The organism is Methylobacterium pseudosasicola (assembly GCF_900114535.1).
Taxonomy (GTDB): domain Bacteria; phylum Pseudomonadota; class Alphaproteobacteria; order Rhizobiales; family Beijerinckiaceae; genus Methylobacterium; species Methylobacterium pseudosasicola.
In genome coordinates this window covers 21,708-35,524 of sequence record NZ_FOTK01000046.1, presented here as the reverse complement: position 1 = coordinate 35,524, position 13,817 = coordinate 21,708, and the positions used below count along the sequence as shown (strand labels likewise).

Sequence of the window (13,817 nt, the reverse complement as noted above, 5' to 3'; positions counted from 1 at the left end):
GACCACGTCGATAGGCCGGGGGTGCAAGCGCGGTGACGCGTTGAGCCGACCGGTACTAATCGCCCGATTGACTTGATCGCTCCCGTGATCCGTGTCCGTGACACACGATACGGTCACACGAAGACCAGCAGCAGACGCTGCCACATGCTTGCCGAACCGGACCCCGCCGTCGCAGCACCCTGCGCGGCCAAGTCCGAAACGCATTGCGATGCGCCGGTCTGGTGGCTTGAGCGGCGTGCCCAGAACCCGATCCCATCTCGAACTCGGCCGTTAAACACGCCAGCGCCCATGGTACTGTGTCTCAAGGCACGGGAGAGTCGGTCGCCGCCAGACCCGCACATCGCAATACACATTCCCTCACACACGATCACAGAACGCGAACAGGCCGCCTCTCACCAGGGCGGCCTGTTCGCGTTTTTGCCGTTGGCTGTGTCCCGGCTTCCTTACCGCGAAGTCATCCTGGCGCGAGTGTCCGGTAATTCGGATGGCGGCACAGTCTCCTGGCCGCTCGCGCGGCCGGAGCCCGCATCCGACCTCGTGCCCTCCGAGGTCCCCGGCTTCGGAGCGGGCCGGGTTCCGCCCCCCCGGGCTCGGCCCGCTCGTCCATCCGAGAGGGGAGGGGAGTCGGGGATGGCCGTAGTGACAGAGCAGCGTTCCCCCGTTTCCCGAGCCGCGCTATGGACTGGGTCCATGCGACTGCTCATCATCGAGGACGACCGGGAGGCGGCCGCCTATCTCGTCAAGGCGTTCCGCGAGACCGGGCACGTCGCCGACAGCGCCCATGATGGCTTGGACGGCTACGCGCTCGCCCGCGAGGGCGCCTACGACGTGCTGATCGTCGACCGGATGCTGCCGAAGCTCGACGGGCTGTCGCTGATCCGGTCCCTGCGCGAGCAGGCGGTCACGACGCCGGTGCTGATCCTGTCCGCGCTGGGCCAGGTCGATGACCGGGTGAAGGGCCTGCGCGCCGGCGGCGACGATTACCTGCCGAAACCCTACGCCTTCTCCGAACTCCTCGCCCGCACGGAAGCCCTGGCTCGGCGGCAGGCCGGCTCGGGCGCCGCGGAGGAGACCCGCTACCGGGTCGGCGACCTCGAACTCGACCGGCTATCCCACCGGGTCACCCGGGCCGGCCGGGAGATCATGCTGCAGCCGCGGGAATTCCGCCTGCTCGAATACCTAATGCGGCATGCCGGGCAGGTGGTGACCCGGACGATGCTGCTCGAGCATGTCTGGGACTACCATTTCGATCCGCAGACCAACGTCATCGACGTCCATGTCTCGCGCCTGCGCGGCAAGCTCGACAAGGGTTTCGCGTCGCCGATCATTCATACCGTTCGGGGGGCCGGCTACGTGCTGCGCTTCGATGAGGGCAGCACCGGGTGAGCACGGGCGTTTCGGTCGAGCCGATCCCGCGCGAGACCATTGGGGCGCGCGTCCAGAAGCTGTTCCGGACCACGGCGTTCAAGCTGTCGATCGCCTATCTGGCGATCTTCGCGCTCTGCGCCTTCCTGGCGCTGGGCTACGTCGCCTGGAACGCCCGGGCGGTGCTGGACGACCAGATCGTCTCGACCATCGATGCCGAGATCAACGGCCTGTCCGAGCAGTACAATGCCGGCGGCCTGCGCCGACTGATTACCGTGGTCGAGCGCCGCTCCCGGGAGCCCGGCGCCTCGCTCTACCTGGTGACCACGGCGAGCGGTGAGCACGTGGTCGGCAATGTCGGCTATGTCCCAGCTTCCGTGCTGGCCAGTCCGGGCCAGAGCGAGACTCGCTACGGCCGGAGCGATTCCGATACCGATCCCCATCGGGCGATCGTGCGGGTCTTCACCCTGCCGGGCGGGTTCCGGCTCCTGGTCGGGCGCGACACGGAGGAGCGCGACCGGCTGCGGGCCGTAATCGGCCGGGCCTTCGGCACGTCGCTCGCCGCCGTGGTGCTGCTCGGGGTGATCGGCGGCTGGCTGGCGGCGAGCCGGGTCCTGCGCCGGGTCGACGCCATGACCCAGACCACCCGGGCAATCATGGCGGGCGACCTCGACGGCCGGCTCTACGTGGCGGGGAACGGCGACGAGCTGGACCGCCTGGCCGCCAGCCTCAACCTGATGCTGGAGCGGATCGGCGAATTGATGCGCGGCATGCGCGAGGTCTCCGACAATATCGCCCACGACCTGAAGACGCCGCTTACTCGCCTTCGCAACCGGGCCGACGAGGCCCTGCGCAAAGCCGCCTCGCCCGAGGAATTGCGCGCCGCCCTTGAGGCGGTGATCGAGGAGAGCGACGGGCTGATCCGGGTGTTCAACGCCCTCTTGATGATCGCCCGGCTCGAAGCCGGTAATGCCCGGGAAATCCTGGCGCCGGTGGATCTCGGCGCGGCGGTCCGGGAGGTGGGGGAGCTCTACGAGGCTTTGGCCGAGGATCAGGGCCTGGAGCTCGACGTGCGTGCCGGCGACGGGCTGATCATCGCGGGCAATCGCGAGCTGATCGGGCAGGCTCTGGCCAACCTGATCGACAACGCCCTGAAATACGGGGCTGGGGGAGCCGAGGCGCGGGTCACCGTGGAGGCGGGGCGCTCCGGCGAGACGGTCCATCTCACCGTGACCGATCACGGGCCAGGCATCCCGGAGGCCGAGCGGGCCCGGGTGCTCGGGCGGTTCGTCCGGCTGGAGGATGCGCGCTCGCGCCCAGGTTTCGGGCTCGGTCTCAGCCTGGTCAACGCGGTGGTCCGGCTGCATCGGGGGACGTTGCGGCTCTCCGACAACGGGCCCGGATTGCGGGTGGAACTGGCCTTCCCCGCACAGGCGCCGGGTGTCGCGGCAGCGGCGGGTGACGGCGCGGCCGAACCGATACCGGCTTTGGCGGCGAGCGCGCCGGGAGGGTCGATTTCGCGCCTGCCTTGAGGCAGGTACGGGATCATGAGTTGAAAGCCCCGGTTTTCGCGCACCGTCCGGTCCCGAACGTTGGTCAACACCCTTCGGGACGAAGCTCAGGAGGCCCCATGACTCTCACGTCCCAGACCCTCACGTCCAAGACCGCCCTCGTCACCGGATCCACCAGCGGCATCGGCCTCGCCATCGCCCGCGCCCTCGCGGCGCAGGGGGCCAACGTGGTGCTCAACGGGTTCGGGGATGCGCAGGCCATCGAGGAGATTCGCGCCGGGATCGAGCGCGAGCAAGGCGTGAAGGCGCATTACTCGGCCGCCGATATGAGCAAGCCCGAGGCGATCACCGAGATGGTTCGCGAGGCGGAAGCGGCGTTCGGCGCCGTCGACGTGCTGGTCAACAATGCCGGCATCCAGTTCGTCTCGCCGATCGAGGACTTCCCGCCGGAGAAGTGGGAGCAGATCATCGCGATCAACCTGTCCTCGGCGTTCCACGCGATGCATGCCGCGATCCCCGGCATGAAGGCCCGGGGCTGGGGGCGGATCATCAACACCGCCTCGGCGCATTCGCTGGTGGCCTCGCCGTTCAAGTCCGCCTACGTGGCGGCCAAGCACGGGATCAGCGGGCTCAGCAAGGCGGCCGCTTTGGAACTGGCGCCGCACCGGATCACGGTGAACTGCATCTCGCCGGGCTATGTCTGGACGCCGCTGGTCGAGGCGCAGATCCCGGACACGATGAAGGCGCGGGGCCTGACCAAGGAGCAGGTGATCGAGGACGTGCTGCTGAAAGCGCAGCCGACGAAGGAGTTCGTCACCGTCGATCAGGTGGCGGCGCTGGCGGTCTTCCTGTGTTCCGACGCGGCGAGCCAGATCACGGGCGCCAATATCAGCATGGATGGCGGCTGGACCGCACAATAAGGCCGAAGCGGCTCCGCCCCCGTGAGGGCGGAGCCGTAAGGGGTTCAGCGGCGCCCGTGAAACAGCAGAGCGATGCCGTAGCCGACCGCGCCGGCGATCAGCAGCGCGACCAGCGGGTTCTCCTCGACCCGGGCGCCGACCGCAGCGCGGCCGTCGCGCAGGTAGGAGCCGCCCCGCTCGTAGGCGTCGCCCGCGACGTCGCCAGCCCGGCCATAGGCGTCGCCGGCATAGTCGCTGGCCTTGTCGGCGAGGTCCCGGGCCTTGTCCTTGACCTGCCCGTAGGCGTTCTGGGCCTGGCCCTGAACGTCGCGGACCCGGCCTTCCACCGAGTCCCGGTTCGAGCCCACGAAGTCGCCGGCCGTGCCCTGAGCCTTGCCGAGGGCTTCCTTGGCGCCGCCGACGATCCGATCCGTATCCACCATGACACTCTCCTCGACGTGAGCGCGGCGCCGGTACGACAGGAGGCGCCGCAGGATCCCTCGTCGTGCACCGAACGCGCGAGACCGGGTTTGCGCACCGCGCCGCGGTGATTTTCTGCGATCCGGCCCGCCCGATGCGGATCAGGGTAAACGCCCGAGGTGCAACGTCAGAGGCCGATCAGCTCGGCGATGGCCGCCGCGCCCGCGGCCGGGGATGTCTCGCCCCGGGCGACACCGGCCTCGGCCTCGGCGGTGCTCCGCCGGACTTCCGGCGAGCCGACGAGCCGCTGATGCAGCCGCTCATGGACCAGGGCCCACATCCATTTCACATCCTGCGCCCGGCGCTTCGCCTGAATCTCCCCGGTGGCGGTGAGTTTTTCCCGGTGATCGACGATCTTCGCCCAGAGGGCGTCGAGGCGCAGGTTGTGGAAGCCCGAGATCGTCACCACCGGCGGCGTCCAGGTCGCCGAGGCGGGGGTGAGGATGTGCAGGGCGGCGCGGTATTCGGAGGCGGCGGCGTTGGCCCGCTGCTCGGCCTCGCCAACATCGGCCTTGTTGACCGCGATCATGTCGGCGAGTTCGAGGATGCCCTTCTTGATGCCCTGAAGTTCGTCGCCGGCCCCAGGCAGCATCAGCACGAGGAAGAAGTCGGTGAGGTCGGCCACCGCGGTCTCGGACTGGCCGACGCCCACGGTCTCCACCAGGATCACGTCGAACCCCGCCGCCTCGCAGAGCAGCATGGTCTCGCGGGTCTTGGCCGCGACGCCGCCGAGCGTGCCCGAGGACGGGGAGGGGCGGATGAAGGCCTTCGGATCGTGGGCGAGCCGGGCCATCCGGGTCTTGTCGCCGAGGATCGAGCCGCCGGTGCGCGACGAGGACGGATCGACGGCCAGCACCGCGACCTTGTGGCCGGCTTCCGTGAGGTTCGACCCCAGCGCGTCGATGGTGGTGGACTTACCGACGCCGGGCACGCCGGTGATGCCGACCCGGATCGCCTTGCCGGTCTCGGACAGGACCGAGTCGATCAGCGAGGCAGCGAGCGCCCGGTGATCGGGCCGTTTCGACTCGGCGAGGGTGATCGCCCGGGCCAGGGCGGCGCGGTCGCCGCGCAGCAGGCGCTCGCGCAGGCTCTCGATGTCGATGGACGGCGTCATGAGCCCTTCATGGCGGCGCTTGGCGTCGCCGTCGAGAGGGGATCGCCGCGGGGGACCGGCTCGGCGCGCCGCTCGGCGCGTCGCCTGTGTCCGTTGCACCACGAACCGCTGATTACCCGCACTCCACAGGCTCGGCCCCCGATCGTGCCCCGCCATGGTCACGATCCTGCGCGACGGTTGGCGCCCCGCCCGAACGCACCCGGATCATGTCGAGCCATACCGTCTCACGCCGCGCACTCCTTCGGATCGGCGCCCTCGCGGGGGCGGCGGGGCTCGCCCCGTCCCTTGGCGCCTGCGTCACCGATGACCTCGGCACCTCCGCGGCCCTGCCCGAGAAGCAGTCGGCGCTCGACGTCATGCCGGTGCTGCTGGTGGCCACGACGCGTAAGCCCGTGGGCACGCCGCCCCGGCCGCCGTATTTCAATTCCGAGCGCGGCCGCGGCCTGAGCTTCGCCGAGGTGCGCCTGTCGCCGCCGGACCGCTCGCTGCTGGGCAAGGTCTCGGCGGTGATCACCGGCGACTGGACCATCGGGGCGGTGCCCAAGACCGAGACCGGCCCGGGCGCCGCGGAGGCCTTCGCGCAGGCGGCGCTCGGCCGCGACGTGCTGATCTACGTGCACGGCTACCGGGAATCGTTCGAATCCGCCGCCGTCAGCGCGGCGCGCCTGTCCGACGGCATCCGGTTCCGGGGCGTCTCCGGCCTGTTCACCTGGCCGTCGGCTGCCGCGACCTTCGACTACAATTACGACCGCGAGAGCGCGCTCTGGTCGCGGGATGCCTTCGAGGACCTGCTGAAGGCCATCACGGCGACCCCGAGCGGCGGTCGCATTAACATCGTCGCACATTCGATGGGCACGCTGCTGACCCTCGAAACCATCCGCATGCTGCGAGCCGAGGCCGGCGAGGCGGCGATGTCGCGCATCGGCGCCGTGGTGCTGGCCGCCCCCGACATCGATTTCGACCTGTTCTCGAACGGCGTCGCCCGGCTCGGGCCCGACGTGTCGAAGATCACCGTGATTTCCTCGACCAACGACCGCGCCCTGGAACTCTCCGCCGCCCTCGCCGGCGGCGTCCGGGCCGGCGCCGCCGATCGTGCCAAGCTGGAGGCTCTCGGCGTGCGCGTCGCCGACGCCTCCGATTACGGCGGCGGCCTGATCAACCACGACCTGTTCCTCTCGAACCCGGAGGTGCAGGCGGTGGTCAAGCGCGCCATCGCCCGCGGCGCCGGAGTGTAAGTCGCCGAGAGAACAAGTTTCCAAAGGGCGAGCCCTTTGGCGGGGTTCGGGGGCGGAGCCCACGAGACGTACTCGTGGTGGGTGCTCACCCCGTCCGGGTCGCCATGCTCTGCGGCGGCAGGGGTTCTTCCGGCAGGATTGGCGCGTCGCCGGCGGCGTCGAGATGGTCGATCCGGTCGGCCCAGACCCGGAAGCCCACCAGGGGATTGGGGCCGAATGTGTGGGTCAGCGGCACGTCGGCGGCGTCGCGGCCGTAGGCCACCATCACCCGGCCGATCCGCGGGCTGTTGTTGCGCGGGTCGAACACGTGCCAGCGCCCGCCGAGATAGACCTCCATCCAGGCCGCGAAGTCGCCGGCCGGGTGCGGCTCGGGCTCGCCGATGAAGCTGACATAGCCGGTGCAGTAGCGGGTCGGCACGTTGAGCGCGCGGCAGAAGGCCACGGCTAGGTGGGTGAAATCCCGGCAGACCCCGCGCCCGCCGGCATAGGCATCCTGGGCGGTGCGGTCGCCATGGGCGAACTCGTAGCCGAACGCGATGTGGTCGTGGACGAAGTCGCAGACCGCCTGCACCCGGCCCCAGCCCGGCTCGATATGGCCGAACAGGCGCCAAGCCTCGTCGGCAAGCAGGTCCGATTCGCAGTAGCGGCTCGGCAGCAGGAACACGATCGTCTCGGCCGGGAGCGTCTCGATCGCGTGCTGCTCGGCGTCCAGATGCACCGGGTCCGGGCGTCCGTCATCGTGGATCACCGCGTCGGTGCCGATGGTGAAGCCTCCCGCCGGCGCGGTCAGGCGCCCGCACAGGTTGCCGAAGCCGTCGCGATAGAGCTCCACCGGGACCGGCGGATCGGTGCGGAGCGTGTCGGGTGCTTCGAGGGCGTCCGCCCGGGTGGGATGCACGTTCAGCATCACCACCATCGGCACTGGATAGGGGAAGGCGTAGCGCATCTCGCAGCCGAGCCTGATCCGCATCCGCGGTGATCCTTCTTCCCGTCCGGTTTCGTTATGGCCGCCGCCCGGCAGGATTCGCGCCACGGCTTTCGGGGCGGTCTGGCTCAGACGGGCTTGGCGGGCGTTCGGTTCACCCCTACAGCATCCGCGCGCGGCGCTCATGACCGCCGGGTGGGACGCAGGCGTTTCTCCCCGGGGCGGTGCGTCGCACCCGCGCGCGATCCCGCTGACTGGGCGCGCCAAGGACGGTTACGAGAAGGATGCCGGCCATGTTCACGCTCGAGATCGAGGGCACCGCCGTGGCGGTGATCAACAGCGACGAGGCGTCCGCCAAGGACCTCTTCACCTGCGAAGGCTTCAAGGAAGACATCCGGACGATGACGAGCGAGGGCAAGCCGCTCTGGAACGGCACGTCGCCCCTCATCATCCGGGCTGCCACCGAGGACGAGATCGAGATCTTCGAGGACGCGCTCGCCGAAGATGACGGCGAGGGCGAGTTCACCGACGACAAGCACCATGCCGGCGGCGAGACCGACGAGGAGGACGAGGACGAGGCCGACATCGTCTTCCTGGTCGATATCGACGAGGCGGACGAGGACGACGAAGCCGACGCCTGAAACTTAGGCCTGAACTCGGCCGCCTCCCGGGGGTTTCCGAACCGATTCGGAATCAATCCGGGAGGAACGACATGGCTGACAGCAGGCGAATCGTGGATGCGCTGGTGCGTGCCCGCCGCGGCGGCATCGCGGCCAGCGCGGCTTTGGGCGGCCTCGCGCTGATCGGTGGGCTCGCCTACCGGGCCCTGCGCGGAGCCGCGCCACCGGAGACGGGCGGCCCGGATTTTTCCAAGGTCGACGAGGACGAGGCGCGGCTGATGCTCCGGGCGATGGTGGCCGCCACCATTGCGGACGGCATGGTTGATACGGCCGAGCGCAAGCGCCTCGACGCGGCGGTGGCCGGCGCCGGCCTCGATGCCGACGGGCGGGCTTGGCTCGACCGCGAGCTGTCGAGCCCCGCCGAGATCGACGAGATCGCCGATCGGGTGGACGATCCCGATGCGGCTGCGCGGATCTACGCGGCGGCGCGGCTGGCGATCGATCCGGACACGCTGCAGGAGCGCCAGTTCCTGAAGATGCTCGCCGAGGCCCTGGACGTGCCCGGCGAGGCGACGGCCCGGATCGAGCGCGACATCGCCGCCTGAACGACTTTGATTTCCGGCTATGCATCTCCCGCGACGGCCGAGCTTCATGCTAGGTCTTGCGGGCGGTGAACCGGGCCGATGCGTCCCGGCCGCTTAGGGCCGGGACGTTTCATGCCGACGCTGTCATTGCCCGCTCCGTCCCGTGCGCGACGGGCCGTCCGACGTCTCGTCGGAGCCTTGCTGGCCGGAGGCCTGACCGCGATGAGCGTTCCCGTCCACGCCGCCGACCCGGGCCCCGGTCCCCTGACGCTCTCCGGCCAGGGCAGCTTCTTCGTCGGCGGTCGCGACATCCAGTCCGACACGCTCTCGACCCTGCCGGCCTACGCGCCCTCGGGGACGATCACGGTCGATCAGGTCTATGTCCGCTATCAGATCCCCGTGGATCCGGTGCGGCCGCCCCTGGTGCTGATCCACGGCTGCTGCCTCACCGGCAAGACCTGGGAGACGACCCCGGACGGCCGCATGGGCTGGGACGAGTTCTTCGTCCGCCGGGGCTTCCCGACCTACGTGATCGACCAGGCCTGGCGCGGGCGCTCGGCGATCAGCCCGGCCCAGATCGAGGCGGTGAAGATGGGCAAGGCCGAGCCGGATTCGCTGCCGCCGGTCTTCTCGGCCGGGCGCGAGCCGGCCTGGGCGATCTTCCGGTTCGGGCCGGAATACCCGAAGGTGTTTCCGGGGATGCAGTTCCCCCTGGAGGCTCAGGGCGAGTTCTGGAAGCAGATGGTCGCCGACTGGTCCGCGGCCCTGCCGGTGCCGAACCCAACCGTGCCGGGCCTCTCGGAACTGGCCAAGCGGCTGAAGGGCGCCGTGCTGGTCTCGCACTCGCAATCGGGCATCTACCCGTTCCAGACCGCCGCCCTCGACCGCACCGGCATCCGCGCCCTCGTGGCGATCGAGCCCGCCGCCTGCCCGGATCCGGCCAAGGACGATCTCGCCCCCTACAAGGACCTGCCGATCCTGGTCCTATTCGGCGACTTCGTCGACGCCTCGCCCCGCTGGGCGCCCCGGCTCAAGCAGTGCCGTAGCTTCGTCGCCGCGGCGAACGCCGCCGGCGGCCGGGCCGAGCTGATCCTGCTGCCGGAGATCGGGATCCACGGCAATTCGCACATGCTGATGCAGGACAAGAACAGCCTCGACATCGCTGATTGGCTGGCGGGCTGGATCGAGAAGCGGGCGGGGAAATCTTGACGTCCGTCCCGTCGTCCCACCAGCCCCCTCATCCTGAGGTGGCGTAGCGAAGCGGAGCCCTCGAAGGAGGGCTCCAGCCGGCCGCGCGATTCCTGGAGGCCTCCTTCGAGGCCGCTGCGCGGCACCTCAGGATGAGGGGATTTGGGTCGGAGGACGGTCGTCCTCCAGGATCAGCCCGGTTTCCGCTCGGTCAAGAACTGACCCATCCGCTCCAGCGCACGACGGATATTCTCCGCCGAGTTGGCGTAGGACAGGCGGATATAGCCCTCGCCGTGGACGCCGAAGTCGGGGCCGCCGATCACCGCGACGCCCGCCTCCTCCAGCAGGGTGGTGGCCAGGGGCTTGGCCTTCCAGCCGGTCTGAGAGATGTTCGGGAAGGCGTAGAACGCGCCCTTCGGGGCGATGCAGGACACGCCCGGCAGAGCGTTCAGGCCGCTCACCACGATCGCCCGGCGGCGGTCGAATTCGGCGACCATCTCGGCCACGCAATCCTGCGAGCCATCCAAAGCCGCGATGCCGGCCCATTGGGTCGAGGCGTTCACGCAGGAATGGGCGTTCACCGCGAGCTTCCGGGCCGCATCGTAGAGCGGTTTCGGCCAGACCGACCAGCCGAGGCGCCAGCCGGTCATCGCGTAGGTCTTGGACGCGCCGTCGAGATAGATCAGCCGGTCGCGGATCTCTTCGTACTTCAGCAGCGAGTGATGGGCCTCGCCGTCATACGTCATCGTGCCGTAGATCTCGTCCGATAGCACCGCCACGTCCGGGTGCTCTCCCAGTCCCGCGACCAGGGCGTCGATCTCGGCCTTGGGCGTCACGCCGCCGGTCGGGTTGGCCGGCGAGTTGACGATCAGCAGGCGAGTCCTGGGGGTGATCAGCGCCAGGGTTTCGGCCGCCGAGAAGGCGAAGCCGTTGGCCTCGCGGATCGGCACCGGCACCGGCGTCGCCCCGGTGAACTCGATCATCGAGCGGTAGATCGGGAAGCCGGGATCCGGATACAGGATCTCGGCGCCGGGCTCGCCGAACATCAGGATCGCCATGAACATGGTGACCTTGCCGCCGGGCACGATCATCACCGACTCAGGCGAGACCTCGACGGCGTGGCGGCGATGGATGTCCCGCGCCACGGCCTCGCGCAGGCCCGGAATGCCGGTGGCCGGCGTGTAGCCGTGGTGTCCGTCGCGCAGGGCCTTGATGCCGGCCTCGACCACGTGGGCCGGCGTCGGCATGTCGGGCTGGCCGATGCCGAGGTTGATCACGTCCCGCCCCTGGGCGGAGAGCGCCTGGGCGCGGGCCAGCACCGCGAACGCGTTCTCCTCGCCGATGCGCGAGAAGGCCGGAACGACGTGCAGCATCGCGCTCTCCGCGGGCGGTGAGGGTCTTAGAGCATCGTCCCGAAAGGTAGCCGCCGGCTTTCGGAAAAAACGATGCGAATCATAAGGCTAGAGTCGTGTGCCGGTTCAGGCGCCCGGCACGGGGCTCTAGTGCTTGGTGCGCTCGGCCAGCTTCATGGCGCCGAACGACATCGCGCCGGCGATCACGGCCAGGATCACGAAGGTCTTCACCGAGGCGTAGAACAGCGCTGGCTCGATACCTGTGTCGGTATAGAGCACCAGCCCGATCGCCGCGAGCGGCAGGGACAGGATGATGAACAGGGGGACGAGCGGGTTCATGCTGGGCACTCGGATCCGGCGCGCGGTTGGCCGCGGCTCATGGGCGTCGCGCCTGCATACCACCCTGCTGCAAAGGTTGGGACCCCGGAGCGCGGAGTTTTTCGCGGTAGCGTCGCGGCGCTCACCGAAGTGCAATCATTTGGACGGATACTGGCTTTTCAAGAGGAGATGCCAGTATGCGCCCAACAGCGGTCTCGTCGAAAGGGAACGGGCCAAATGTATCGCCGCTTGATATGCTCACGGCCCAGATCGGCCGGCTGCTGCGGCATCCTGCCTACCGGCGCGAGAGCGTGGTCAGCTCGCTGCTGAAGCGCCACCTGCCCGGCGATGCGGGCTACGCCTGGAACGGCGAGGCGGCGCTCCGCGAGCGCCTGGGCCGCGCCGGTCTCGACGCGGCCAGCATCGACCATCTCATCCGCAACACCCAGGCCGAGATCCAGCGCCTGCGCGGGCCGGCCGACGCCTGACCGGCCTCGGCGCATCGTCCCGAAAGGCGGCCGCCGGCTTTCGGAACAAGACGATGCGAATCAGAAACCTGGCGCATCGCGCCGAGTCCGATATCCGGCACGATGCGCTAGGCCGGCACCCGGACCGTCGCCCGCAGGCCGCCCATCGGGCTTTCGTGCAGGGCGATGTCGCCGCCATGGGCCCGGGCGATGTCCCGGGCGATGGCCAGCCCGAGCCCGGATCCGCCGGCATCCTGCCGGGAATCGTCCAGGCGCACGAACGGCTTGAACACCTCCTCGCGGCTCTCGGGTGGGATGCCCGGCCCGTCATCGTCGATCGAGACGTAGAAGGCGCGGGCCTCCAGCCGGCCGGAAATCGCCACCGTCTCCCCGTAGCGGGCGGCATTGGCCGCGAGGTTGAACAGGCAGCGCCGGAACGCCCCCGGGCGCACGGTGACCTCGGGCGCCCCCACGAGATTGACCTCCGAGACATGGGCGCCCAGGCGCTCCACGTCGCTGCGCAGGTCCTCCAGGAGGCTCCGCATGTCGGTGGGGGTGGCGGGCTCGGCGGAATCGCCGCGCGCGAAGGCGAGATAGCCCTCCAGCATCCGGCTCATCTCGTCGACGTCGCGGCTCAGATCCTCGATCTCGCTGGTCTGCTCGAACAGCGCCAGGGACAGGCGGAAGCGGGTGAGGATGGTGCGCAGGTCGTGGCTCACGCCGTTGAGCATCGTCGTGCGCTGCTCCATGGCCCGCTCGATGCGCCGCTTCATCTCGATGAAGGCGTGGCCGGCCTGGCGCACCTCCCGGGCTCCGCGCGGCCGGAACTCGATCTCCCGGCCCTTGCCGAACCCCTCCGCCACCGCGGCGAGCCGCAGGATCGGCTTGATCTGGTTGCGGAGGAACAGGATCGCGACGCCGAGCAGCACCAGCGAGGAGCCGATCATCCAGACGAGGAAGATGTGCGAGTTCGATGCGTAGGCCTGGCTGCGCCGGCCGGTGATCCGCATCACCCCGTCGGGGATCGCCACCCGGATCTCGATCAGGTTCGAGCGGCCGACCGTGTCGATCCAGAACGGCCGGCGGATCTGGCGCTTGATCTCGTCCGAGAGGGCTTCGTCCAGGATCGAGAAGAACGGCCGCGGCCCTTGGGTCGGGAGCTTGGCGCCCTTCAGGATGTCGAGGTCGAGGTTCAGCCGCTCGGCCGCGATGCGCGACAGCGTCTCGGCGTCCCGGTCCTGCGGATAGCTCTCGTAGATGTCGATCAGCGCCGCGACGTCGGCAGTCACGGCCGCGGACAGGCGCTTGGTCACGAGCTGCCAGTGCCGCTCCATGAACGTGTAGGCGATCACCGACTGCAGCAGGACCACCGGCGCGATGATGATGATCAGCGACCGGGCGTAGAGCCCCTTCGGCAGGGCGTCCCCGATGGCGCGGCTGACGCGTTTCCACAGCCGGTGCGGCGCCGAGCGCGACCGCGGCGGATCCGTCCGCAGGGCGCGGGCCAGGCCGGGATCGGGGGCGTTCACGAGCGCGCGCGCCCGTGCCTGAGCCGCCCGCCGAGGCGGGGCCGGGACTGGCGGCTTGGGGTCCGTATGACGGCGGCGGACATGGGGCGGGCGGTTGCGGGCGGTGGGCCGTTATCGCACCCGCACCGCGATCGGCCAAGGCGACGGGAGATCGGCGCCTCCGCGCCTTGCACGACGGCGCGCGGGCCATACCTGAGACAGGCGGGGGGCACCCGCCGGCCAAGGTCTCG

14 protein-coding genes and 2 rRNA genes are annotated in these 13,817 nt (G+C 69.7%); 10 read left to right on the top strand and 6 right to left on the bottom strand.

Going from position 1 to position 13,817, the window contains the following annotated elements; all coding sequences use genetic code 11:
* The 5 genes from BM228_RS28370 to BM228_RS28350 all read left to right on the top strand — a co-directional run.
* Window positions 1–80 (top strand): 23S ribosomal RNA (locus BM228_RS28370); the annotation flags it as partial.
* 137 nt (window positions 81–217) lie between these two features.
* A 5S ribosomal RNA gene (gene rrf, locus BM228_RS28365) occupies window positions 218–333 on the top strand.
* Window positions 334–690: 357 nt separating this feature from the next.
* On the top strand, window positions 691–1,386 hold the full coding sequence (locus BM228_RS28360) for a response regulator transcription factor (RefSeq protein WP_092045936.1): 696 nt from the start codon (window positions 691–693) through the stop codon (window positions 1,384–1,386).
* Entirely contained in the window at window positions 1,383–2,897 is a 1,515-nt protein-coding gene (locus BM228_RS28355; RefSeq protein ID WP_092045934.1) for a sensor histidine kinase, read from the top strand. The genes BM228_RS28360 and BM228_RS28355 overlap by 4 nt, the downstream gene beginning before the upstream one ends.
* A gap of 98 nt (window positions 2,898–2,995) precedes the next feature.
* Window positions 2,996–3,796 (top strand): 3-hydroxybutyrate dehydrogenase, encoded by an 801-nt coding sequence (locus tag BM228_RS28350; protein ID WP_092045933.1) that lies wholly within the window; start codon window positions 2,996–2,998, stop codon window positions 3,794–3,796.
* A 44-nt stretch (window positions 3,797–3,840) separates the two neighbouring features.
* Here BM228_RS28350 and BM228_RS28345 read toward each other — a convergent pair whose 3' ends face one another.
* Window positions 3,841–4,218 (bottom strand): CsbD family protein, encoded by a 378-nt coding sequence (locus tag BM228_RS28345; protein ID WP_092045931.1) that lies wholly within the window; start codon window positions 4,216–4,218, stop codon window positions 3,841–3,843.
* 164 nt (window positions 4,219–4,382) lie between these two features.
* Entirely contained in the window at window positions 4,383–5,369 is a 987-nt protein-coding gene (gene meaB, locus BM228_RS28340; protein ID WP_092045929.1) for a methylmalonyl Co-A mutase-associated GTPase MeaB, read from the bottom strand.
* Between the two features lie 206 nt (window positions 5,370–5,575).
* On the opposite strand from meaB, the gene BM228_RS28335 reads away from it, so the two are divergent.
* The gene (locus BM228_RS28335; protein WP_092045927.1) at window positions 5,576–6,604 is read left to right on the top strand and encodes an alpha/beta hydrolase; all 1,029 of its coding nucleotides are present in this window, start codon (window positions 5,576–5,578) and stop codon (window positions 6,602–6,604) included.
* Between the two features lie 85 nt (window positions 6,605–6,689).
* Here BM228_RS28335 and BM228_RS28330 read toward each other — a convergent pair whose 3' ends face one another.
* The gene (locus BM228_RS28330) at window positions 6,690–7,574 is read right to left on the bottom strand and encodes a transglutaminase-like domain-containing protein (RefSeq protein ID WP_092045925.1); all 885 of its coding nucleotides are present in this window, start codon (window positions 7,572–7,574) and stop codon (window positions 6,690–6,692) included.
* Window positions 7,575–7,822: 248 nt separating this feature from the next.
* On the opposite strand from BM228_RS28330, the gene BM228_RS28325 reads away from it, so the two are divergent.
* The 3 genes from BM228_RS28325 to BM228_RS28315 all read left to right on the top strand — a co-directional run bounded on the left by BM228_RS28325 (window position 7,823) and on the right by BM228_RS28315 (window position 9,942).
* Window positions 7,823–8,170, top strand: coding sequence for a hypothetical protein (locus tag BM228_RS28325; protein ID WP_092045940.1), 348 nt, complete (start codon window positions 7,823–7,825; stop codon window positions 8,168–8,170).
* Window positions 8,171–8,241: 71 nt separating this feature from the next.
* Entirely contained in the window at window positions 8,242–8,754 is a 513-nt protein-coding gene (locus BM228_RS28320) for a DUF533 domain-containing protein (RefSeq protein WP_092045923.1), read from the top strand.
* A gap of 201 nt (window positions 8,755–8,955) precedes the next feature.
* Window positions 8,956–9,942, top strand: a complete 987-nt coding sequence (locus BM228_RS28315) for an alpha/beta hydrolase family protein (RefSeq protein WP_244537352.1) — start codon at window positions 8,956–8,958, stop codon at window positions 9,940–9,942.
* 170 nt (window positions 9,943–10,112) lie between these two features.
* Here BM228_RS28315 and BM228_RS28310 read toward each other — a convergent pair whose 3' ends face one another.
* Together BM228_RS28310 and BM228_RS28305 are read right to left on the bottom strand one after the other, a co-directional pair.
* A complete protein-coding gene (locus BM228_RS28310; protein ID WP_092045919.1) occupies window positions 10,113–11,294 on the bottom strand; it encodes a pyridoxal phosphate-dependent aminotransferase in 1,182 nt (393 codons plus the stop codon).
* A gap of 126 nt (window positions 11,295–11,420) precedes the next feature.
* Window positions 11,421–11,612 (bottom strand): hypothetical protein, encoded by a 192-nt coding sequence (locus BM228_RS28305; protein WP_092045917.1) that lies wholly within the window; start codon window positions 11,610–11,612, stop codon window positions 11,421–11,423.
* A gap of 233 nt (window positions 11,613–11,845) precedes the next feature.
* On the opposite strand from BM228_RS28305, the gene BM228_RS28300 reads away from it, so the two are divergent.
* Window positions 11,846–12,079: a hypothetical protein gene (locus BM228_RS28300; protein ID WP_244537351.1), complete on the top strand. Its 234-nt coding sequence runs from the start codon at window positions 11,846–11,848 to the stop codon at window positions 12,077–12,079.
* A gap of 107 nt (window positions 12,080–12,186) precedes the next feature.
* Here the strand turns inward: BM228_RS28300 and BM228_RS28295 are convergent, their stop codons facing one another.
* Complete coding sequence (locus BM228_RS28295) at window positions 12,187–13,554, bottom strand: ATP-binding protein (RefSeq protein WP_425285010.1); 1,368 nt, start codon at window positions 13,552–13,554, stop codon at window positions 12,187–12,189.
* Window positions 13,555–13,817: the final 263 nt, after the last annotated feature.